Here is a 20,141-nt window from a genome sequence, read left to right on the forward strand (position 1 = left end):
CCTTGTCTGATAGTGGCTGGCGTACGAATCTTGTTGCTTCTCGCTCACGCGCCGTAGACGAGCTTGTCCTGGCGGGCGCGCAGTTCGACGATCTTCGAGCCTGGCACCGGCGCGGCATTGGCGCTGGTGATGAGTTCGCCCTTGCGGATCGGTGCCGTGACGCTGCCGCCCTGCAGAAGCCCGCAGGGGATCGCCCCCGCTTCACGCGCTTCCGCCGCGGTCATGATCCAGGCGCGGTAGCAATATTCGCCGATGGCATCGAGCTTCTCGCCCGGCTGCATGTCCTTCTTGGCGACGGCGCAGACTTCGGCAACGGGCTTGGCCAGCGGCACCATGTCGGGCTTGCCGTAAAGGACGACACGGGCGCAGGTCAGCGGCACTTCGAGCGAGGTCAGGTGATAGGGCCGGTGGAAGGTGAAGTACGGGCCCTTGCCCATCTTCAGATCTTCCATGCGCTCGGAAATGCGCGGATGCGACATGTCGGCGACGACGAAGACGCCGGGGGCAACGCCCTTGCCGATCGAATAGTCGACGACGCCGACCCGTGAGAGCACGCCGCCATCCTTTTCCGGGATCAGCGTCTTCGACAGCTGGTCGAGCGTTGCCGCCGGACCGTGCATGCCGGGCTTGTCGGGCACGAGCCCGGTGGCATTGGCGATCGCCGCCATCTCCACCATGGTCTTCGAGCCGTCGACGAACTCGACCAGCATGCGCACGTTCATGTGCCGGCGTTCGGCTTCCTCGGCATAGTCGTCGGGAATGGCGTCGATGTTGAGCGGGTTGTTCTTGCCTTTGCCGGCGGCGACGATCGGATGGCCCATGGCCGAGACGAATTCGATGAGTTCCATGCACGACGACGGCTCGTCGCCGGCGCCGAGCGAATAGGTGACGCCGAGCCGGTCGGCCTCGCTCTTCAGATAGGCGCCGATGGTCACGTCCGCTTCGACATTCATCATCACGAGGTGCTTGCCGTGCTCCATTGCCCGCAGGCCGATCTCGGCTCCGACCGCCGGGACCCCGGTCGCATCGATGACGACGTCGATGAGGTCGTTTTCAAGGATGAGATTGGCATCGTCGGTGACGGCGACCTTGCCGGCCTCCATCGCCGCCGTCAGCGCCGTGGCATTGGCGACCTCGTGGCCATGGCCGCTCTCCTGGTAGGCGATGTCGACGGCTTTCAGCGCATTCGGCAGCTTCAGTTCCGAGATCGCGCCGATCTCGATGCCCGGCATGTGTGCCACGCGCGTCACGATATCGGTGCCCATCTCGCCCGAACCGATCAGCCCGATGCGGATCGGCCGCCCGGCATCCGCCCGCGCCTGCATGTCTCGCGCCAGTCCCGTCAGTGCAACATTGCTCGCCATAACGCCTCCCTCAGCGGTCCCCGCCGCCTTGTGCGGAGCCTTTCAAATTACAATCATCGAATATTGAACATTTGTATTTTAGTCAAGACCTATGTGCATTATAAGAGCGGTAAAGATCGAACATTAAGATGCCCGGAAGGGCCAACAACGAGGATGGAAATGCCGCAGAACCAATTCGAACTGGTGATCTTTGATTGCGATGGCGTGCTTGTGGACAGCGAACCGCTCGCGGCGCTCGCCTATCGCAATATCTATGCCCGGCAGGGCCTGTCGCTGCCGGATGGCACGATCGCTCAATGCATCGGCCTGAAACAGGCCGACATCATCGCCCGCGTCGCTGAACTCACGGGTTTGCAGCTTGCGGACGGAGCGGAGACCGGTCTCTGGCCGGAGACGAAGCGCATCTTCGCAGAGTCGCTGCAGCCGACACCGGGAATCGTCCCATTTTTGGAAGGCCTCGAAACGGCACACTGCGTTGCCTCCGGCTCGTCGCTCGAACGCATCCGATTCAGCCTCGAAATTACCCGGCTGGCTCGCTTTTTCGGCGATGCCGTCTACAGTTCGTTCATGGTCAAGCGCGGCAAGCCGGCGCCCGACCTCTTCTTCCTTGCCGCCGAAAAGATGCAGGCAGACCCAGCCAAATGTGTGGTCGTCGAGGATTCGCCCTTCGGCGTCGAGGGTGCCGTTGCCGCCGGCATGACCGCGATCGGCTACACCGGGGGCACCCACACCCATGAGGATCACGCCCCCGCGCTTATCGCAAAGGGCGCTTCGGCCGTGTTTTCCGACTGGAACGCTATCGGCGCCTGGATGTCTAATCGTTGAAGCGGCGTCCCTCGCGTTCTGGATCGCGCGCGATTTCCAGTTCCTCCTCGTCATCAGGCAGCGCTTCGTCGCTGTTCTGATAGGGATTGTCGTCATCTTCCTCCGATACCTCGCCGGCATCTTCCGGCTCGACCTGACGTTCGCCGAGGATGGAGAGTTCGTCATCCGCGATGACATCGTCGTCGACGATCTCGTCCCGGTCGAACGACTGCGGGCCGGACGTTTCGGTCTCGGGCGATTCGTTCCTGCGGGGCTTTTGCTTGGGCTCGGTCCGGTTCATCGTCAAAACTCCTCTGACATTTGCTTGGTAACGTTCAGGATGCCGTTTGGATGCACAAAACCTATCCTGTTCAAAAGTTTTGTCTTTTGCCCTAATCCACCCATAATCACCTGCGACGCAGCAACGTCACTTCATCTGGGGAGTTATCCATGACATCGAAAATCCTGACGCTGGCCCTTGCAGTAACCACCATGGTTGCGGTGCCTATGGCTGCCTATGCCGAGGACGCGCCGCGCCCGCGTATCACGGTCACAGGTGAAGGCGAAGCCGCTGCTGCGCCCGACACCGCGATCCTTTCGCTGGTCGTCATGCAGGAAAAGCCAACAGCCCGCGAGGCGCTGACCGCCAACAATGAAGCCATGGCGAAGGTACTCGACGCCATGAAAAAGGCCGGGATAGCCGAACGCGATCTGCAGACCTCCGGCTTTAGCATCGACCCGCGCTATGTGTTCCCGGAAAACAATAATAACCAGCCGCCCAAACCGCCGTCGATCGTCGGCTATGCCGTGTCAAATTCCCTGACGGTGCGCGTACGCGACCTCGCGAAGGTCGGCGACATCCTCGACCAGTCGGTCACGCTCGGCGTCAATCAGGGCGGCAACATCACCTTCACCAACGACAAGCCGGACACAATTCTTGAAGAAGCGCGCAAGAACGCCGTTGCAAATGCCGTTGCGCGCGCAAAGACGCTGACTGCCGCGGCCGGCGTCGAACTTGGCCGGGTCATCGAAATCAACGAACAGAGCTTCAGTCCGCGCCCGGTTCCGATGGCGGCGCGCGGCAAGATGATGGCGATGGATGCGGCATCACCCGTTCCCGTTGCTACCGGCGAGAACACCTACAACGTCAATGTGAATATGACGTTTGAGCTTAAGAACTGAGTTCAACGTAGAGCGGAAATAAAAAAGGGTGCCGACCGGCGCCCTTTTTCATTGTTATGTTACGCTTAGCGGACGACCGGGCAACCCGGCGCGCGGGCAAAGACGACTGCCGTGCGGTAGCCGCGCTTCCAGCCGGCGACGCGAACGACATTGCGGTTGACGACGACGCGGGTGTTATACAGGCCCATGCGGCTTGCCTTGCTCGCAGCCTGTCCCGGCGTGCAGGCGGGAGCCGGCCGATAGGGCGGACGGTAATAGTCGCGGCGATAATAATCGACCTTCACCAGCGGCGAAGCGCCATCCGTCATTGGTGCTGCCGTGATCGGCGCTGCTGAAGCGGCATTGACGCCGAGAATTGAACCAAGGGCGATGGTCGCGGTAACAGCCAACGTTTTGAATGAAACAGCCATTTGGCGTTCTCCTGTTTTTGTGTCCGGGATGGGGGGAATTTCCAAGCTTACTGGAATCCGGACAGGAGCGCTTTGTTCCACATTCGATCTGAACAATTCCTCAACGGAGCATTCACATTCGGTTTATCTCAGTCGGATTCTTCGAGCGTCATCATGTGATCGAAATAATCCTCGTCGCTCTTCATCTCATGATCATAGGCGGTGACCTTGCCGCGCACTGATATCCCGGCCTCGTGCACGGTTTCCCGGCTTCCGGAGACGAGCGGATGCCACCAGTAGAGGTCGCGCCCCTCGTCGATCAGGCGATAGCCGCATGTTTCCGGCAGCCAGTCCACCGTGCGCACGATCTCGGGGGTCAGGAAGACGCAGTCCGGGACTTTGGCCTTGCGGTGTACGTAATCCGAACATTGGCAAGTGCCGGCATCGAGCAGAGTGCAGGCGACGGTGGTGAAATAAATCTCTTCGGTGTCTTCGTCTTCGAGCTTGTGCAGGCAACAGCGGCCGCAGCCATCGCACAGGCTTTCCCATTCGGAGCGGTTGAGCTCATCGAGGATCTTTGTCTTCCAGAAGGGTTCAGAGGGCATGCGCTGAAATACATCGCCAGCCGAGCCGCGTCCATTCTTAAAACATGAATGCCAGATGAACGGCGCCTTCATGGGGGATACAGGCGAAAGCTGCAAACGTGGGGTCGATCAGTTCGGTCAACGTCGGACCGACGCATTGCCACGGGCAATGAAAACTGAAACGAAGATCGCAATGGTCAAGCCGTTGCCACAAACCGGAACAAGGTTGCGATCGCGAACTTTTGACGTGTTTCAACAAGAAGGAACGCGAGACAGGGATGACAATGAAACGTACAGCGCTCTTTTTTGCTTCAACAGCAATTCTCTTTTCCTCGCCTTATGCCATGGCGGAACAGCCGCCCCTTAACCGGCCCTATATTTCCTCCAACTCCAATATGCCGGTGGTGGTCGCGCAGGCCGAACAGCCCGCGCCCGCCCAAGAGGACCCGGCACAGGAGGAATTGAAGCGCAAGGCGGCGCAACAGGCTGAAGAGCAGGCCAAGCAACAGGCAGAAGAACAAGCCAAGCAGCAAGCCGAAGAGGCCAAGCGGGCTGCACAGGTGGAAGCCGAAAATGCCGCCGAGCAGCAGAAAGCCATAGAAGAAGAGGCAAACCGCAAGGCGGCGGAAGCCGCGAAGGCTGCAGAAGCTGAAGCTGCCAAGCAGGCGCAGGAAGCCAAGCGCGCCGCTGAAGCCGAGGCGCACAAGGCCGCCGAACAGCAAAAAGCCATAGAAGAAGAAGCAAAGCGCAAGGCAGCCGAAGAAGCGAAGGCCTCGAAGGCCGCCGCGGAACAGGCGGCAGAGGACGCAGCGAAGGCCAAGCGCGACGCCGAGGCTGAGGCCAACAAGGCAGCCGAGCAGCAAAAAGCCATAGAAGAAGAAGCGCGAAAGAAAGCCGCCGCCGAAGCCGATGCGGCAAAGGCTGCTGAAGGCGAAACCGCAAAGCAGGCCGAACAGGCAAAGAAGGCAGCCGAGGCTGAAGCTGCAAAGGCGGCAGAAGCCCAGAAGGCCGCCGAAGAAGAAGCGCGTAAGAAGGCCGAAAGCACGCAGAAGGCTGCCGACAAACAGGCCGAACAAGCAGCGGAAGACGCCAACAAGGCTGCCGATGAAGCAGCCAAACAGGCCGCGCCCGCAACCGCGGCACCCGCGACGGCCGAGCAGCCCGCAGCGACGCCCAATCAACCCGCGGCTGAAACTGCGCCCGCCAAGCCGGCTGACGCCGCGAGCCGCCAGCCGGCAGCACCAGCGCCTGCCGAAGCCGCGAAGCCGGCGCCGCAGGAAGCCTCGCCCCTCCCCGCCAATGCCGCGCCGGTGCTTGACAGCGACAAGCCCGCTCCAGCGGCCGAAGCAAAACAGAAGGGCGGCAAGCGCGGCAACAAGGCTGAGCAGGCCGGACAGCCTCCAGCTCCAGCCGAGCAACCTGTCGCCCAGCAACCGGCGGCACCCGCCGGACCTCCGCCGAAGACCGATGCCGACGTGCAGCAGGCAATCGCGCCCGTCAAGATCGAGCCCGTGCTCGTCGAAAAGGGCACCCGCACCAAGCAGGCGCGGCGCGACGAGCGGCCGGCCGATGTGCAGGTCATCAAGCAATATGACAACCGCGCCATCGTCGAGGTCGACAACAATATCTTCGTCGAAAGTTCCGACCGCCCGCGCATGAGCCGCAACGCCCACGACGTCTATTATGAAGACCTGCCGCGGCGGCGCACGCGCGAGACCATCGTCCGGGAGAATGGCGTGCAGATCGTTACGATCCGCAATCGCTACGGCGATGTCATTCAGCGCTCGCGCATTACCCCGGATGGTCGCGAAGTGCTGCTGACCTACGCGCCGGATTATGACCGGGAGGAGCGTGTTAACTGGCGCGATCCCGGCGACGACTTGCCGCCGCTGCGCCTCGACATTCCGGTGCGCGACTACATCCTCGATGCCGAAGAGGCGCCGGAAGAAGAAGTCTATGACTTCTTTGCCCGCCCGCCGGTCGAGCGCGTCGAACGCATCTATTCGGTCGATGAGGTCAAGCGCTCGGCGCGCATCCGCGACAAGGTGCGCCGCGTCGATCTCGACACGATCACCTTCGCCTTCGGGTCGGCCGAGATCGGGGAAGATCAGATCACGCGCCTGGATAGCGTCGCCAAGGCAATGGCGCAGACCCTGAAGAAGAACCCGGCCGAGACCTTCCTGATCGAGGGCCATACCGATGCGGTGGGTTCGGACCAGGCGAACCTCGTCCTTTCCGACAAGCGCGCCGAATCGGTGGCGCAGGCGCTCACCAACGTCTTCGACATTCCGCCGGAGAACATGGCAACGCAGGGCTATGGCGAGCGCTACCTGAAGATCAGGACGGAATCGCCTGAGCAGCAGAACCGCAGGGTTGCGATCCGCCGCATCACGCCGCTTGTCGCACCGGTCGCCAGCAACAATTGATTGCAAGGAGACCGTTGAAGCAAAAAAACCCGGGCGATTGCCCGGGTTTTTTGTCGCTGCGGGTTGAGTTCGCAACGTCGATTGCTATGTGTTGGCTAAACCCCTGGAGCATTTATTGGCTGAGCCCAGTTCGAGAAATTGGACCCACACTATGAAACGCATTGAAATACTTGTCGAAAATATCATTCTCGCCTCGCGTTGGCTGCTGGTGGTTTTTTACCTTGGCCTCGCTCTCGCGCTCGCAATCTATGCATTTTCGTTCGCCGGTAAGCTGATCGATTTCGTAGCCAAGGTCACCGTACTCGACGAGACCGACACAATCCTCAAAATGCTTGGCCTGATCGATGCTGCGCTGGTCGCGAGCCTCGTCGTCATGGTTATCATCTCTGGCTATGAGAACTTCGTGAGCCGCTTCGACCAGGCGGACGAGGTGCACTGGCTCGGCACGATCGACGCCGGATCCCTGAAGATCAAGGTTGCCTCGACCATCGTTGCCATCTCGTCGATCCACCTGCTCCAGGTCTTTCTGAACCTGACGCAGTTCTCAACTTCGCAACTGACCTGGTTTACGCTGATCCACCTGACTTTCGTGTTCTCCGCGCTGTTTCTTGCCTATATCGACAAGCTCATGGTGAAGGACAAGGGCGAGAAGAAGTCCGATGAGCCTTCGCTTTAGACCCAACAGCTTCTGCTAACACCACAAAAACAAGACGGGATGGGTTTGCACCCATCCCGTTTGCATTTCTAGCAGTTTTATACGCGGCTCAGCTGTCCAAGAACGAACGCAGCTTGCGCGAACGGCTCGGATGCTTGAGCTTGCGCAGCGCCTTTGCCTCGATCTGGCGAATACGCTCGCGCGTTACCGAGAACTGCTGGCCGACTTCTTCCAGCGTATGGTCGGTGTTCATGCCGATGCCGAAGCGCATGCGCAGCACGCGTTCCTCACGCGGCGTAAGCGAAGCGAGAACCCGCGTCGTCGTATCGCGAAGGTTGGCCTGAATGGCGGCGTCGATCGGCAGGAGCGCATTCTTGTCCTCGATGAAATCACCGAGATGCGAATCCTCTTCATCGCCCACAGGCGTTTCGAGCGAGATCGGCTCCTTGGCGATCTTCAGTACCTTGCGCACCTTTTCCAGCGGCATGGCAAGCTTTTCAGCAAGCTCTTCCGGCGTCGGCTCGCGGCCGATCTCGTGCAGCATCTGGCGCGACGTGCGGACGATCTTGTTGATGGTCTCGATCATATGCACCGGAATGCGGATCGTGCGGGCCTGATCGGCGATCGAGCGGGTGATCGCCTGACGGATCCACCAGGTCGCATAGGTCGAGAACTTGTAGCCGCGGCGATACTCGAACTTGTCGACCGCCTTCATCAGGCCGATATTGCCTTCCTGGATCAGGTCAAGGAACTGCAGGCCGCGATTGGTGTATTTCTTGGCGATCGAAATGACGAGACGCAGATTGGCCTCGACCATTTCCTTCTTGGCCAGAGCGGCCTCGCGTTCGCCCTTCTGCACCTGATTGACGATGCGGCGGAATTCCGAGATCGAAATGGCGGTTTCCTGCGCCATGTTCTGGATTTCCGTGCGAAGGTTCTTGATCGTGTCCTTCTCGTTCTTGGTGAACTCTTTCCAGCCACGGGTCGTCAGGTTCGAAACGGCCTTCAGCCAGTTCGGATCGAGCTCGTTGCCCTGGTATTCTTTGAGGAAATCCTCGCGACGCACGCCGTAGGATTCGGCAAGGCGCAGCAGGCGCCCTTCGTTCTGCACCAGGCGCTTGTTGATGTCGTAAAGCTGGGCAACCAGAGCCTCGATACGGTTCTGATTGAGCGAAAGCGACTTCACCGCCTTGATCAGCTGGTCCTTGAGCTCCTTGTAGCGGCGCTCCTGGCTCGGCGAAAGCGAACCGGAGGCGGCAAGGCGGTTCTCGACCTGCTGGTCCTGCAGCTTGCGCAGCTTCTTGTAGGTATCGGCGATGACGTCGAGCGTTTCCATGACCTGCGGGCGCAGTTCGGCTTCCATCGCGGCAAGCGACAGATTGGCCTCGTCATCCTCGTCGTCTTCTTCCTCGACAGGAGCGTCGCCACCGACATTGGTGATGTCGTCATCGTCGCGCGAGCGGCGCGACTTGTCGTTGCCGCCTGCGGGCCGTTCTTCTTCAACGCGTTCGATGACCGGAGCCTGCTTGGCTTCCGGACCGGCATAGGTCGTTTCAAGATCGATGATTTCGCGCAGCAGAATCTTCGACTCGTTGAGATCCTCACGCCAGATGATGATCGCCTGGAAGGTCAACGGGCTCTCGCAAAGGCCGGAGATCATCGTCTCGCGGCCCGCTTCGATGCGCTTCGCGATGGCGATTTCGCCTTCACGCGACAGAAGCTCGACCGTGCCCATCTCGCGCAGATACATGCGGACTGGATCGTCGGTGCGGTCGGTCGGTTCCTTCTTGGTCGTCGTCGGAGCAACGGCGGTGCCGGTCGCATCCGCAAGCTCACGGGCATCGCTCTCTTCATCGGCGCTGCTGTCGGCTTCCTCAGCGTCTGCGTCCTGCTCGTCATCCTCCACGACATTGATGCCCATGTCGCTGAGCATCGCCATCGTGTCTTCGATCTGCTCGGAAGTGACCTCTTCGGATGGGAGAACTGCATTGAGTTCGTCCATCGTCACATAGCCGCGCTTCTTGGCGAGCTTGATCATCTTCTTGACAGCGTCATCGGAAAGGTCGAGAAGCGGACCGTCCGGCGCGCCCTCGCGCTCGACTTCTACTTCCTCGTTTTCCTTTGCCTTCGTTGCCATATTCTATATCTCCAAGCGGCCTTCGCCTTGTTCATGCATGGTGGAACGGTGCGGCGGCACCCCGGTTCCCCTGCACCATCAAGCTATTGAATGTTCGAGTAGCCGAAATCCTGTTAATGTCGGATTAACCTTGTTATCCCGGTGATGGCGAGCACATTGGATATTTGCCGCATTTGCAGGATTTTCTGCTGGACCCGCAAACATCAACGCAATATCTACAATTCCGCGCAATCTGATTCCGTCATTATTGACCCACGTCAACCCCGACTCAACTGATTCGCGGTAAAAAAGCGAATCAATTCGGTCAAAACCCCTTGCCCGACCGTCCCGAGGGTATTCCGAACCCTTCGATCAGTGCTTCGGTTGCCTGCGCACTTCGGATGGCATTCTGAATATCGAGCAGCCGGTTGAGATTTTCGTCGGTGGCTTCCGTAGCCAATGCAGTTTCAGCGACTTTCAGCTCCTTATGTAGGGTGCTGGCGCGCTGATGCAAGTGAATGGCCTGTCTTAAAGCTTCAAGCGCGTCTTCTTCCGCCGCCTCCGCCGTCGCCGTCCACATGCGGGCGCGCCTTACCAGCGCTTCCAGCGCCTCGATCAGCGCGCCGTGGCCGGTCTCGGTCATCGCCTTGCGCATTTCACGGCCGTCCGCCACGTGATGTTCGGCCATGGCGTTCAGCATAGCGGTATGGAAGCGCTTCAGATCGGGATGGCTGAATTCAAGCCGCACGATCGTCTCGAAATCATCCTCGATAAGCCGGGGATGGTTGAACAATGTCATAAGGATGGCGGTCTCGCGTAAGGGTAGCGTAGCGGAGCTTGTCTTGACGAGAACCGAGCGCGCTAGGCTCTCCGACACCGCGAGCCGCCCATTGGGAGCCCCTCGCCCCCGCTGCCCGTAGCCGGCTTGCGGGCCGAAGCTGTTGCGGTTGCTTCCCGCTTGTCCGGACCCGCGACGCTCATTGCCTCGCGTATTGGCGCTGAAAAACTGCTGGATGCGGTCACGAACGTCCTGGGCATAATGCCGGCGCACATTCTCGTCACCGATAAGGCTCGTCATCTGCTTCAGCCGCGCCTCGAGTTCGGCGCGCCGTTCGGGCGTGTCGAATATGCCGCCGCTCGTTTCGCGCGCCCACAGCATATCCGCGAGCGGACGTGCATCGTCGAGCACGGCCTGGAATGCCTGCGGGCCGGACGCCTTGACGAGATCATCCGGGTCCTTGCCCTCCGGCAGCACTGCAAAGCGCAGCGAGCGTCCAGGCTTCAACGCCGGCAAGGCGAGATCGATCGCCCGGTGCGCCGCCTTGATGCCGGCATTGTCGCCGTCAAAGCAGAGCACAGGCTCAGGCGACATGCGCCAGAGAAGATCGAGCTGATCCTCGGTCAAGGCCGTGCCGAGCGGCGCGACCGCCTGGGCAAAGCCAGCCTGCGCCAGCGCAATGACATCCATGTAGCCTTCGACGGCAATCACGGCTTTTGCCGGTTGCCCGCTTTGCGGCTGCGCCGCCTTGCGGGCGCGCAGCGCATTGAACAGGACCTTGCCCTTGTGGAAAAGCTCGGTTTCATTGGAGTTCATGTATTTGGCAATGGCGTTCGGCGTCAGCGCCCGCCCACCAAAGGCAATGATCCGGCCACGCAGATCCTCGATCGGGAACATGATGCGGTCGCGAAACCGGTCGAACGAGACCGGTTTGTCATCCCCGTAAACGACGAGGCCGCAGGCCTCGATCTGCTCCTTCGTCGCCCCCTTCAGTGCGAGATGTTCTTTCAGCGCATTGCGGCTTTCCGGCGCGTAACCAAGGCGGTAGGCATGCTGCGTTGCCGCGCTCAAGCCCCGATCGCGCAGATAGGCGCGTGCCTTGGCACCGCTTGCTGCCTGCAAACGCTCCTCGAAGAATTGGGTCGCCATTTCCATGACGTCATAGAGGGTCGCGCGTTTTGCCTCGCGAATCTCCGATTCAACGTCGCGCGCGGGCATCGGAATGCCCACCATGTCGGCGACACGCTCCACGGCCTCCGGAAAGCTCAACCCCTCGAGTTCCGTCAGAAAACGGAAATGGTCGCCGGTCACCCCGCAGCCAAAGCAATGGTAGCGGCCCTTCCGATCCTCGCAATGAAAACTCGGCGACTTCTCCCCATGGAACGGGCAGCAGGCCCAGAAATCGCCCTTCGGCGCATTGGTCTTCTTGCGATCGAACGAAACCCGCGTGCCGATCACGCTGGAAATCGGTACGCGTTCCCTGATCTCATCGAGAAAGGATGGCGAAAATCGCATGCTGCTCTTCGTTCGTCAGATTGTAGGCAAGGTCGGATCGCTGCGAACCCGATGTGCAGACCATACTGCAACAAATAAGGTTTGGGCGGAAGGGCGGCAACCCCGTCATCCCCTGTTCATCGCGTTATGGTGATTCGGTACGATTTTGCGTAGCCGGCAAACTTCTGCCGGAGCGACACAAATCTGTCATCAAACTGATAAATTGTGCCAAATGCGACATGATTTTTCTTAGCCGGAACATATTTTTTTCGCTTTTACCGCGATATGTTATCTTAACAATCGGCTGCTAGATTCTTCTGGCTGCTATACCGCAATCTCCAACACGAATGGATTGCACCAAGTGAACGGTTCCTCGGTTTTGTTGCATTTGGCCGGCGCTGTAGCGCTGCTCCTGTGGGCAACGCGCATGGTCCGCACCGGTGTCGAGCGCGCCTATGGCGAGCGCATGCGCCGCAGCCTGCGCGGCGTTTTGCACAATCCCGTGCTTGCCGTGCTTTGGGGTTTGATGTTGTCGATCGCGCTGCAATCCTCGACCGCAGTCAGCCTCCTGGTCGGTTCCTTTGTCGGGTCCGGCATTGTCAGCGGGATTGCTGGTCTGATGGCAGTGCGCGGCGCCGAGGTCGGCTCGGCGCTCGTCGTCAAGATCCTGAGCTTCGACCTGACGCTGCTGGTGCCACTCTGCCTCGTCGCCGGCACGGTAATCTTTATGTCGACCGAGCGCAGCAACTGGCGGCAGATGGGCCGCATTCTCGTCGGTATCGGACTGCTGGTGCTGTCGCTCGAAATGACCGGGCAGGCCACCGAACCCTTGCGCAACAGCGAACTCCTGCCGGTCATCGTCAGTTACCTTAATACCGACCCGGTGACGGCTTTCCTTCTCGCGGCCCTCATGACCTGGCTTTTCCATTCGAGCATTGCGGCGGTGCTGCTCGTTGTCACCTTCGCCTCGCGCGGCTTGATCCAGCCGGAGCTTGGCATCGTCATGATCTGCGGCGTCAATCTCGGCTCGTCGTTCATCGCACCGATCCTCACCCGCAACGCCGCGCCGAAAGCCCGCATCGTGCCGATGGGCAATCTCCTGATGCGGGGGCTCGGCTCCATCGTCATCCTGACGCTCTATCTCGCCTTCCGTCCGCCCGTTGCCGTTCTTGGCAGCACCCCGGCCGACCAGGTGATCAACGGCCACATCCTCTTCAATGTCATCATTCTTCTTGCCGGGGTGCCGCTGTCCTCGCTCGTTCTTAAGGCAACGCGGGCGGTGGTGGCACTCAACGCACCGGCCGAGCCGCAAAAGCCCATCGACCATGTCGAACTCAGTGCGCTCGATGAAAGCGTGCTCGATACGCCAAGCCTTGCTCTTGCCAATGCAACACGCGAGACGGTCAGCGTCTGCGAAACGGTCGAGATCATGCTGCGCGGCATTATCGACCTTTACGAAAATCCCGACCAGGCACGGATCGATGAACTCTCGGCGCTCGATGACAAGGTCGACCGCAAGCACGCCGCCATCAAGCTCTACCTCGCCAAACTGACAACGCGGAAACTGTCGGATTATGAGGTGGGCCGGGCGCGCGAACTTCTCGGCGCCTGCGTCAAACTCGAACAGGTCGGCGACATCATCGTGCGCAACATGCTGGCGCTCGTGCAAAAGAAGATGGACCGCAAGCTTCAGTTTACCGATGAGGGCTGGCGCGAACTCAGCGATTTCCATGCAAGGGTTTTGACCAATGCGCGGATGGCGTTCAACGTCCTCGTTTCACGAGATCGCGAAACCGCGCATCAGCTGGTACTGGAAAAGGATCACCTGCGCGACGCCGAGAAGCAAACCAGCGACAGGCATTTCAACCGCCTGCGTGAAGGAACGACCCGCAGCCTCGAGACGAGTTCGATCCACCTCGATACCATTCGCGATCTCAAGCAGATCAACTCGCTACTCGCCGCAATGGCCTATCCCGTGCTCGAGGAACAGGGGCTCCTGAACACCACACGTTTGCGTGCGCTGCACAGCTGAGCAGATTTCTTTGGGCAACAGGATCAATAGTCGCGATGGACGTGCGTGTTAGACCCGATGAACGCACCCATGGCCGAACCGATCAATAGGCCGAGCAATATATTTCCCATCATTGCTTCGCCCACGCCTGCACCCACAGACAACCCTGCCAGTATTCCGATAATTGTCGACCACCGATGTTCTTTCATTGTCGCCTCCGTTATTTGCTCAACAACGTAGATGTAGGCGGCTGGTTCCATCCGACATTAACTATCACCTTCAGTTGATCGGTGTTGTCCACCTGAGGTTGTCGCTTCGAAAATGCAGGGCGAATGCTCCTTCGAATATCCTGAACCGGGCAACGAATAGCCGACGAATACATTGTTCCTGACTCGCCAGTTTCGGGAATTTGCTCGGATTATTGAAGTAATTTCAAACATTTGACTGCGTATATTTATTGATTGAGATTGCCGCCAGCATCCAACGTGGGGAGTTCGGAAATGGCGAATGTCACAGGTTCTGAGAATGTCGATGTGCTCAAGGGCACGGCCGACGAGGACACCATGTCCGGCCTTGCCGGCAATGACCGGCTGATCGGCAGCGCCGGTGAAGACCGCATTGATGGCGGCGAAGGACGCGACACAGTCGATTATCGCGGCTCGGAGGCTGGCATCAATGTCGACCTTGAGATCGAACGGCAGGCCGTAACGCCGGGGCTCAGCTATTCCAGCGGCGATACGCTGATCGATATCGAGAACGTGATGGGCTCGGCCCATGATGATTTCATCACCGGCAATGCGAAGGACAACGTTTTTACCGGGGGCGCAGGAGCCGACCGCCTTTTCGACAATTCCACCACCGACCATGATCGGGCGAGCTATACGACATCGTCCGAAGCTGTGGATGTCGACCTCCGCCGCACGGGCCAGCAGTTCGGCGGCGATGCCGAAGGCGACCGCCTGCACGGCATCGAGAATCTCAGCGGCTCGGCCTTCAACGATCGTTTGATCGGCGATGCCGGCAATAATGTGATCAATGGCGGCGATGGCGCCGATTTCATGGATGGCGGCTCCGGCACCGAGGACATTGCCGAATATACCGGCTCAAAGTCGGGTATCGATGTCGACCTCAACCGTATCGTCCAGCACGGCGGAGCAGCCGAGGGCGACCAGCTCATCGGCTTCGAAGGCGTTTATGGTTCGAAGTTCGATGACCATATCGTCGGTGATGCGGGCGACAACTTCCTGACCGGCAACGCGGGTAATGACACCATTGTCGGTGGCGGGGGTTTCGACCGCATCAATGCCGGCGAAGGCAACGACACAATCGAAATAAGTAGCCTGTCGAAGGTGTCCGGCGGCGCGGGCTTCGACACCCTCATCGTCAACGTGACCGATTATGATCGCTATGAGAGCCACAGCGACGGTTTCAAGGCCGTTTACCAGGCCTGGAATCACGGCGATATCCAGCTTTCAACTTCCGAATACCCCTATGCGTATCCTTCACACACGAAGTATGCGACGGGCATAGAGCGTCTCGAATTCTACGGCAGTAAGCACGGCGATCTAGCGGTCGGCACGGACAATGACGACAAGCTCATCGGCAATGACGGCGACGATCTTCTGGTAGGCGGCCGAGGCGCCGACCATCTCGAGGGTGGCGCTGGCAACGATACTCTCTATGCGGGCGTACAGGGCTTGCAGAACGACATTCCCAACGCCGGAGACTATCTCGATGGCGGTAGCGGAGATGACATTCTCAACGCAGGCAATTCATTTGCGTTCATCGACGGTGGTGAAGGCGACGACCTTCTGCGGCTCACGGTCACCGAGCGGGATGGCGGATATATCGACGTGCGCACCACCGGGCTGCAAGGCCAGCACATCTTCAACGTCGAGCATTTCGAGCTCTATGGCGCCCAGGGCGACGACGTTTTGATCGGCGGACGCCATGCGGATCTTCTGGAAGGCGGCGACGGCAACGATCTGCTGCGCGCCGGCTTCAGCAACGATACGCTGCATGGCGGCAATGGCGACGACATGCTCTATGGGGAAGACGGCAATGATGAACTCACCGGCGGAACCGGTGATGACGTATTGTCGGGCGGGGCCGGCGGGGACTATTTCATCTTCAACAGCATCGCCGGACAGGGCCATGATGTCATCACTGACTTCAATGGAGCCGAGGGCGACATTATCATCGTCCAGCGCGACCTTATTTCGACTTTGCATTCCTTCGAGGACTTCATGCACGCCGCCACCCAGACGGAGAACGGTGTGCTCGTCGATCTAGACGGCGACGGCGCTTCGACATCGAGCATCCTCATTGCCAATGCCTCGCTTGAAGATTTGACGCCGGACAACGTGTACGTCTGACAGACCTGACCTTGAAATCAAACAAGGGCGCCCGACGGCGCCCTTGCGTTACGCTACATCAACCCTGCGCAGCGACATCCGCCCGTCGTCTTCGACAACCACGTCGAGATGCCGATAATCGAACACCACGGCATGCGCGGTCTCGAGCGCATGCTTGTGGGTTGCCGTGATGACAAGCACATCCGCACCGGCCGCATCGCCGGCCAGGATGCCGGGCACCGCATCCTCGAAGACGAGACAATCGCCGATATCGACGCCGAGCTTTTTTGCTGCGAGCAGATAGCAATCCGGATTGGGCTTGCCGTTTGCGACATCTTCTGCGGCCACTATCGTCTGCGGAAGCGGAACACCCGCCGCCGCAAGACGCCGCCTGGCAAGATCGAGCGGCGCCGACGTGACGATGGCCCATTGGGCTTGCGGCAGCTTGCCAAGAAATTCAACGGCGCCCTTGAGCGCGAAGATGCCGCCGACGTCGTCCATCTCGGCCCGCGTGATCTTCAACGCTTCGGCTTCCGGGTCGACGCCCGGCAGGCCGAGCCGGCGCACCGTGTCGACAGCGCGCGCGCCATGCATCGTCGGCAGGAACGTGCGGACGTCGATCCCATGACCTTCGGCCCACTTCGCCCAGACCCGTTCGGCGGCGAGGGTCGAACTGATGAGGGTGCCATCCATGTCGAACAGGAAAGCGGAATAACTCTTTTCGAACACGGCTGTTGCTGGCACTCTGCACGTCCTTTCAACTGCAATCATTTTGCCTGAGTTGTAGTGCATTTCCGTCATTGATTGCCAGTCCACGATCAGGTCTCAGTGAATAGGGGAGCACGTCCATGCCTAACGTCGAGCAAGTGAAGCGGGGATTGCAGGAAGCCGAACTCAGGCTCCTGCATCATCTGCGTGCAGTTCGCCGTGAACATCGCAAGGAGAAGCCGGCCGATCGCGCGCAACTGACCCCGGGGCAGAAGATCGCCGACACGGTCGCCGCGACCATGGGTTCCTGGACGTTCATCATCATCCAGACGACGATCCTGTTCTTCTGGATCATCCTCAACATCACGGCATATGTGCGCAATTGGGACCCCTACCCCTTCATCCTGCTCAATCTTGCTCTCTCGTTTCAGGCAGCCTATGCGGCGCCATTCATCATGATGAGCCAGAACCGGCAGCAGGATATCGACCGCAAGGAAGCTGAAAACGACTACAAGATAAACATCAAGGCGGAACTCGAGATCGAGCTGCTGCACGAGAAGATCGAACTCCTGCATCAGAAAATCGACCAGATGCGCGAAAAGGAAGTTGTGACCCTTGCCGAGACCGTGCAGGAACTGGCCAAGTCACAGGATACGGCGGACAAATCGGAATGAGGCAGAAACGAAAAGGACCGCTGCGGGAGGAGGTGCAGCGGTCCTGATTGTAAATGTACCGCGGGAGGAGGTGCAGTACATTCCGGGTTGGGGTTTCTGGGAGGAGAAGAACCCAACGGTTTGAAGATAGTGTTCACCCGAGGATATTGCAATGCACAAAATTGCATGCGAGCCATGCAATCTGGAGCGTTGACCTGGATCCGCCACCGGGCAGCAAATGTGGATCACGTCGATGGATTCGATTAAATTTTTGACACGGCTTTGCGTCTATCTAGCGGTTGCGCCGGCAACCGTTACAGTGCCACGTTGCCTAAACCTCTGATTACGGAACGATTTATTCCATGACGAACATCACGACAATCGCTTCCACCATGACGGCGGCTTTCCTTGGCTCCTTCGTCGAGGTCGTCGAAGCCTTCACAATCATTCTCGCCGTAGGCGTATCGCGCAGCTGGCGGCCCGCCATAATCGGCACGGTTCTCGCGCTCGTCGTCCTTGCTTTGATCGTCATAGTCCTCGGGCCGCTCCTTGGCCTGATTCCGGTGGAACTGCTGCAGTTCGTCATCGGCACGCTGCTGATCCTGTTCGGCATGCGCTGGCTGCGCAAGGCGATCCTGCGCGCGTCGGGATTCATTGCCCTGCATGACGAGACGGAAGCCTTTGCCAAGGAAACAGACTTGCTCAAGCGTCAGGCCGCCGAGCGCCGCGCTGACTTCATCGCCGGCACGGCGGCGTTCAAGGCCGTCCTGCTCGAAGGCATCGAAGTGGTCTTCATCGTCATAGCCGTCGGCGCCGGACGCGGGATGATCGGTTATGCGGCGCTTGGCGCTGCTGCTGCGTGCCTGCTGGTGCTCGCCATTGGCGCAGCGGTGCATAAGCCGCTGGCGCGCGTTCCGGAGAACACGCTGAAATTCGTCGTCGGCCTGCTGCTGACCGCCTTCGGCGTTTATTGGACCGGAGAAGGCCTTGGCGCGCATTGGCCGGGAGCCGATCTTTCGCTCATCGCCATCTTCGTCGTTCTTGCACTATTCTCGCTGATGGCAGTGCGTCTGCTGCGCAGCTATAACGAAGGTCAGGTAAAGGCAGTATTCCGATGAGCTTTCTCGCCTCCGCGTCGAAGGAATTGATCGGCATGTTCATCGACGACGGCGCACTGGCGCTGCTGTCGATCCTGCTGATCGCTATTATAGCTGCAGCCGTGGAATTTGCGGGGCTGCCGGGTCTGACTGGCGGGCTGTTGCTGCTTGCCGGATGCATTCTCATTCTGGCAGAAAGCACCTGGCGCGCCGCCAGAGGGAAGCGGCCGTCAGACACTTGATGGCATGACTACAACCTGTGGCACTTGTGGGAGGGCACCATGGGAACTGATGCGATGCGGGACGTTTCAGCAGCGGGCGATTCGTGGCCCGTCGTGGTCGGTGCGATCGCCGCGCAGGTGATCGGCGGACTGGTGCCGCAAATGGCGCCCTTCCTTATCAGCGGAATGATGGACGGGCTTTCGCTTTCAGAGCGTGACGCAGGCTTTGTCGCCTTCGTGGAGTTCCTAACCCTTGCTGCCACTGCGATTCTAATTGCGCCTGTTCTGCCCCGGTTTTCCTATAGGAGCGTCTGCCTCGCCGCCGTTGCTTTGACACTGTTGGCGCAAGGAGCGTCGATCTTTAGCACTTCTCTCGGATCGCTCGCATTTCTTCGCGGCTTCGCGGGTGTCGGGGAAGGCGCAATCTACGCTGTGTCGCTTTCCATTGTCGCTTCCCGGTGCAGAAACCCGGATAAGGTTTACGGCTACTTTCAGGTCGTCTGGGCGCTTGGAAGCGTTGGGCTCTTCGCTATTGGCGGCCAACTCACCGCCGCATTCGCACATCGGGGCATTTTTGCATTTATCGCGGGGGTCACTCTCGCACTCTCCCCATTGCTGCTCCTCATTCCGAGCGACCGCGCCCGAAACGTGCACCGATATTCGGCGGCCGGGGTGGCGGCCCCGCCTTTGATCGGCGTCATGACGTTCACGGCCATCGTGCTTTATCTGGCGGCTTCCGCTGCGGTCTACACCTTCAGCGCGCCTCTCGGCGAGCGCGCCGGTCTCGACACATCGCAAGTGAGCTATGCGCTGACCATCGCATCGCTGATCGGGCTCCTGGGCGCTGGTGCCGCCACCGTTCTCAACTTGCGCTGGGGCCGGGCAATTCCGATCACAGGGTTTTGTATCGGTTTCGCCATCATCACAATTGCGCTCTGCTTCTCGCAAAGCGCGATTGTCTATCTGGTCGCTCTCATCGCGTCGGTGGTGATCTACTATTTTTCAATCCCGTATCTTTTTGGTCTTTCAGCAGCACTTGACCGCAGCGGCCGTTGGGCGGCAGCGGCGGGTTCGGCCTATCTGCTTGGCTTCGCAGCAGGCCCGCTGATCGCTGGTGCGACGATCACGGCCGCGGGCTACGCCGGACTCGCCGCGGCTTGCGTGGCAATCACCGCCGGGGCATGGGCGCTGGCGATGGCGGTCAATCGCCGCCTTCGCGAAACGACTGGTACTGGAACGACTGAAGCTCCGGCTTGAAACTGCCGTGCAGGTTCGAGCGCACGCGCTGCCGAAGCCGCCGCCGCA

Annotated in this window: 18 protein-coding genes; 10 read left to right on the top strand and 8 right to left on the bottom strand. The window is 59.7% G+C overall.

The genetic code is table 11. The annotated features are described in order from the left end of the window. Positions 1 to 44: 44 nt before the first annotated feature. The gene (locus tag HQ945_RS11505) at positions 45 to 1,364 is read right to left on the bottom strand and encodes an NAD(P)H-dependent oxidoreductase (protein ID WP_174208091.1); all 1,320 of its coding nucleotides are present in this window, start codon (positions 1,362 to 1,364) and stop codon (positions 45 to 47) included. Between the two features lie 159 nt (positions 1,365 to 1,523). Here HQ945_RS11505 and HQ945_RS11510 point away from each other — a divergent pair, with 159 nt between their 5' ends. After that, complete coding sequence (locus HQ945_RS11510; RefSeq protein ID WP_113282147.1) at positions 1,524 to 2,189, top strand: HAD family hydrolase; 666 nt, start codon at positions 1,524 to 1,526, stop codon at positions 2,187 to 2,189. Here HQ945_RS11510 and HQ945_RS11515 read toward each other — a convergent pair. Further along, positions 2,179 to 2,469, bottom strand: coding sequence for a hypothetical protein (locus HQ945_RS11515; protein WP_113282138.1), 291 nt, complete (start codon positions 2,467 to 2,469; stop codon positions 2,179 to 2,181). The two genes, HQ945_RS11510 and HQ945_RS11515, sit on opposite strands and share 11 nt — an antisense overlap. A 191-nt stretch (positions 2,470 to 2,660) precedes the next feature. On the opposite strand from HQ945_RS11515, the gene HQ945_RS11520 reads away from it, so the two are divergent. Continuing rightward, positions 2,661 to 3,350, top strand: coding sequence for an SIMPL domain-containing protein (locus HQ945_RS11520; protein WP_425500652.1), 690 nt, complete (start codon positions 2,661 to 2,663; stop codon positions 3,348 to 3,350). A gap of 65 nt (positions 3,351 to 3,415) precedes the next feature. Here HQ945_RS11520 and HQ945_RS11525 read toward each other — a convergent pair whose 3' ends face one another. After that, the gene (locus HQ945_RS11525; RefSeq protein ID WP_091923726.1) at positions 3,416 to 3,760 is read right to left on the bottom strand and encodes a hypothetical protein; all 345 of its coding nucleotides are present in this window, start codon (positions 3,758 to 3,760) and stop codon (positions 3,416 to 3,418) included. Between the two features lie 128 nt (positions 3,761 to 3,888). Beyond that, entirely contained in the window at positions 3,889 to 4,344 is a 456-nt protein-coding gene (locus HQ945_RS11530) for a YcgN family cysteine cluster protein (RefSeq protein WP_113282146.1), read from the bottom strand. A 263-nt stretch (positions 4,345 to 4,607) separates the two neighbouring features. Here HQ945_RS11530 and HQ945_RS11535 point away from each other — a divergent pair, with 263 nt between their 5' ends. Both HQ945_RS11535 and HQ945_RS11540 read left to right on the top strand, forming a co-directional pair. Further along, positions 4,608 to 6,749, top strand: coding sequence for an OmpA family protein (locus HQ945_RS11535; protein WP_174208092.1), 2,142 nt, complete (start codon positions 4,608 to 4,610; stop codon positions 6,747 to 6,749). Between the two features lie 151 nt (positions 6,750 to 6,900). Next, complete coding sequence (locus HQ945_RS11540) at positions 6,901 to 7,425, top strand: TIGR00645 family protein (RefSeq protein WP_081815992.1); 525 nt, start codon at positions 6,901 to 6,903, stop codon at positions 7,423 to 7,425. A gap of 88 nt (positions 7,426 to 7,513) precedes the next feature. Here HQ945_RS11540 and rpoD read toward each other — a convergent pair whose 3' ends face one another. Next, positions 7,514 to 9,541, bottom strand: coding sequence for an RNA polymerase sigma factor RpoD (rpoD, locus tag HQ945_RS11545; protein ID WP_027233342.1), 2,028 nt, complete (start codon positions 9,539 to 9,541; stop codon positions 7,514 to 7,516). 304 nt (positions 9,542 to 9,845) lie between these two features. Beyond that, positions 9,846 to 11,813, bottom strand: coding sequence for a DNA primase (gene dnaG, locus HQ945_RS11550; protein WP_174208093.1), 1,968 nt, complete (start codon positions 11,811 to 11,813; stop codon positions 9,846 to 9,848). A gap of 340 nt (positions 11,814 to 12,153) precedes the next feature. Between dnaG and HQ945_RS11555 the strand changes: the two genes are divergently transcribed. Then, complete coding sequence (locus HQ945_RS11555; RefSeq protein WP_174208094.1) at positions 12,154 to 13,824, top strand: Na/Pi symporter; 1,671 nt, start codon at positions 12,154 to 12,156, stop codon at positions 13,822 to 13,824. Between the two features lie 23 nt (positions 13,825 to 13,847). On the opposite strand, the gene HQ945_RS11560 is transcribed toward HQ945_RS11555, so the two are convergent. Then, positions 13,848 to 14,012, bottom strand: a complete 165-nt coding sequence (locus HQ945_RS11560; protein ID WP_153668500.1) for a hypothetical protein — start codon at positions 14,010 to 14,012, stop codon at positions 13,848 to 13,850. A gap of 291 nt (positions 14,013 to 14,303) precedes the next feature. Here HQ945_RS11560 and HQ945_RS11565 point away from each other — a divergent pair, with 291 nt between their 5' ends. Further along, positions 14,304 to 16,178 (top strand): calcium-binding protein, encoded by a 1,875-nt coding sequence (locus HQ945_RS11565; RefSeq protein WP_174208095.1) that lies wholly within the window; start codon positions 14,304 to 14,306, stop codon positions 16,176 to 16,178. 48 nt (positions 16,179 to 16,226) lie between these two features. Here the strand turns inward: HQ945_RS11565 and HQ945_RS11570 are convergent, their stop codons facing one another. Beyond that, positions 16,227 to 16,901, bottom strand: a complete 675-nt coding sequence (locus tag HQ945_RS11570; protein ID WP_174208096.1) for an HAD-IA family hydrolase — start codon at positions 16,899 to 16,901, stop codon at positions 16,227 to 16,229. A gap of 104 nt (positions 16,902 to 17,005) precedes the next feature. Here HQ945_RS11570 and HQ945_RS11575 point away from each other — a divergent pair, with 104 nt between their 5' ends. The 4 genes from HQ945_RS11575 to HQ945_RS11590 all read left to right on the top strand — a co-directional run bounded on the left by HQ945_RS11575 (position 17,006) and on the right by HQ945_RS11590 (position 20,093). Next, complete coding sequence (locus HQ945_RS11575; RefSeq protein ID WP_027233347.1) at positions 17,006 to 17,539, top strand: DUF1003 domain-containing protein; 534 nt, start codon at positions 17,006 to 17,008, stop codon at positions 17,537 to 17,539. Between the two features lie 341 nt (positions 17,540 to 17,880). Continuing rightward, positions 17,881 to 18,636, top strand: a complete 756-nt coding sequence (locus HQ945_RS11580) for a COG4280 domain-containing protein (protein WP_027233348.1) — start codon at positions 17,881 to 17,883, stop codon at positions 18,634 to 18,636. After that, entirely contained in the window at positions 18,633 to 18,857 is a 225-nt protein-coding gene (locus HQ945_RS11585; protein ID WP_113282133.1) for a hypothetical protein, read from the top strand. Before HQ945_RS11580 ends, HQ945_RS11585 begins: the two co-directional genes overlap by 4 nt. A 39-nt stretch (positions 18,858 to 18,896) precedes the next feature. Continuing rightward, positions 18,897 to 20,093, top strand: coding sequence for an MFS transporter (locus HQ945_RS11590; protein WP_246272645.1), 1,197 nt, complete (start codon positions 18,897 to 18,899; stop codon positions 20,091 to 20,093). The last annotated feature ends 48 nt before the right edge of the window (positions 20,094 to 20,141 follow it).

It is taken from the genome of Phyllobacterium pellucidum (assembly GCF_013327855.1).
GTDB lineage: Bacteria > Pseudomonadota > Alphaproteobacteria > Rhizobiales > Rhizobiaceae > Phyllobacterium > Phyllobacterium pellucidum.

Bases quoted from the DNA above. Each gene is read 5' to 3' on its own strand.
- HQ945_RS11505 (WP_174208091.1), bottom strand. From the start codon at position 1,364: ATGGCGAGCAATGTTGCACTGACGGGACTGGCGCGAGACATGCAGGCG.
- HQ945_RS11510 (WP_113282147.1), top strand. From the start codon at position 1,524: ATGCCGCAGAACCAATTCGAACTGGTGATCTTTGATTGCGATGGCGTG.
- HQ945_RS11515 (WP_113282138.1), bottom strand. From the start codon at position 2,469: ATGAACCGGACCGAGCCCAAGCAAAAGCCCCGCAGGAACGAATCGCCC.
- HQ945_RS11520 (WP_425500652.1), top strand. From the start codon at position 2,661: ATGGTTGCGGTGCCTATGGCTGCCTATGCCGAGGACGCGCCGCGCCCG.
- HQ945_RS11525 (WP_091923726.1), bottom strand. From the start codon at position 3,760: ATGGCTGTTTCATTCAAAACGTTGGCTGTTACCGCGACCATCGCCCTT.
- HQ945_RS11530 (WP_113282146.1), bottom strand. From the start codon at position 4,344: ATGCCCTCTGAACCCTTCTGGAAGACAAAGATCCTCGATGAGCTCAAC.
- HQ945_RS11535 (WP_174208092.1), top strand. From the start codon at position 4,608: ATGAAACGTACAGCGCTCTTTTTTGCTTCAACAGCAATTCTCTTTTCC.
- HQ945_RS11540 (WP_081815992.1), top strand. From the start codon at position 6,901: ATGAAACGCATTGAAATACTTGTCGAAAATATCATTCTCGCCTCGCGT.
- rpoD (WP_027233342.1), bottom strand. From the start codon at position 9,541: ATGGCAACGAAGGCAAAGGAAAACGAGGAAGTAGAAGTCGAGCGCGAG.
- dnaG (WP_174208093.1), bottom strand. From the start codon at position 11,813: ATGCGATTTTCGCCATCCTTTCTCGATGAGATCAGGGAACGCGTACCG.
- HQ945_RS11560 (WP_153668500.1), bottom strand. From the start codon at position 14,012: ATGAAAGAACATCGGTGGTCGACAATTATCGGAATACTGGCAGGGTTG.
- HQ945_RS11565 (WP_174208095.1), top strand. From the start codon at position 14,304: ATGGCGAATGTCACAGGTTCTGAGAATGTCGATGTGCTCAAGGGCACG.
- HQ945_RS11575 (WP_027233347.1), top strand. From the start codon at position 17,006: ATGCCTAACGTCGAGCAAGTGAAGCGGGGATTGCAGGAAGCCGAACTC.
- HQ945_RS11580 (WP_027233348.1), top strand. From the start codon at position 17,881: ATGACGAACATCACGACAATCGCTTCCACCATGACGGCGGCTTTCCTT.
- HQ945_RS11585 (WP_113282133.1), top strand. From the start codon at position 18,633: ATGAGCTTTCTCGCCTCCGCGTCGAAGGAATTGATCGGCATGTTCATC.
- HQ945_RS11590 (WP_246272645.1), top strand. From the start codon at position 18,897: ATGGGAACTGATGCGATGCGGGACGTTTCAGCAGCGGGCGATTCGTGG.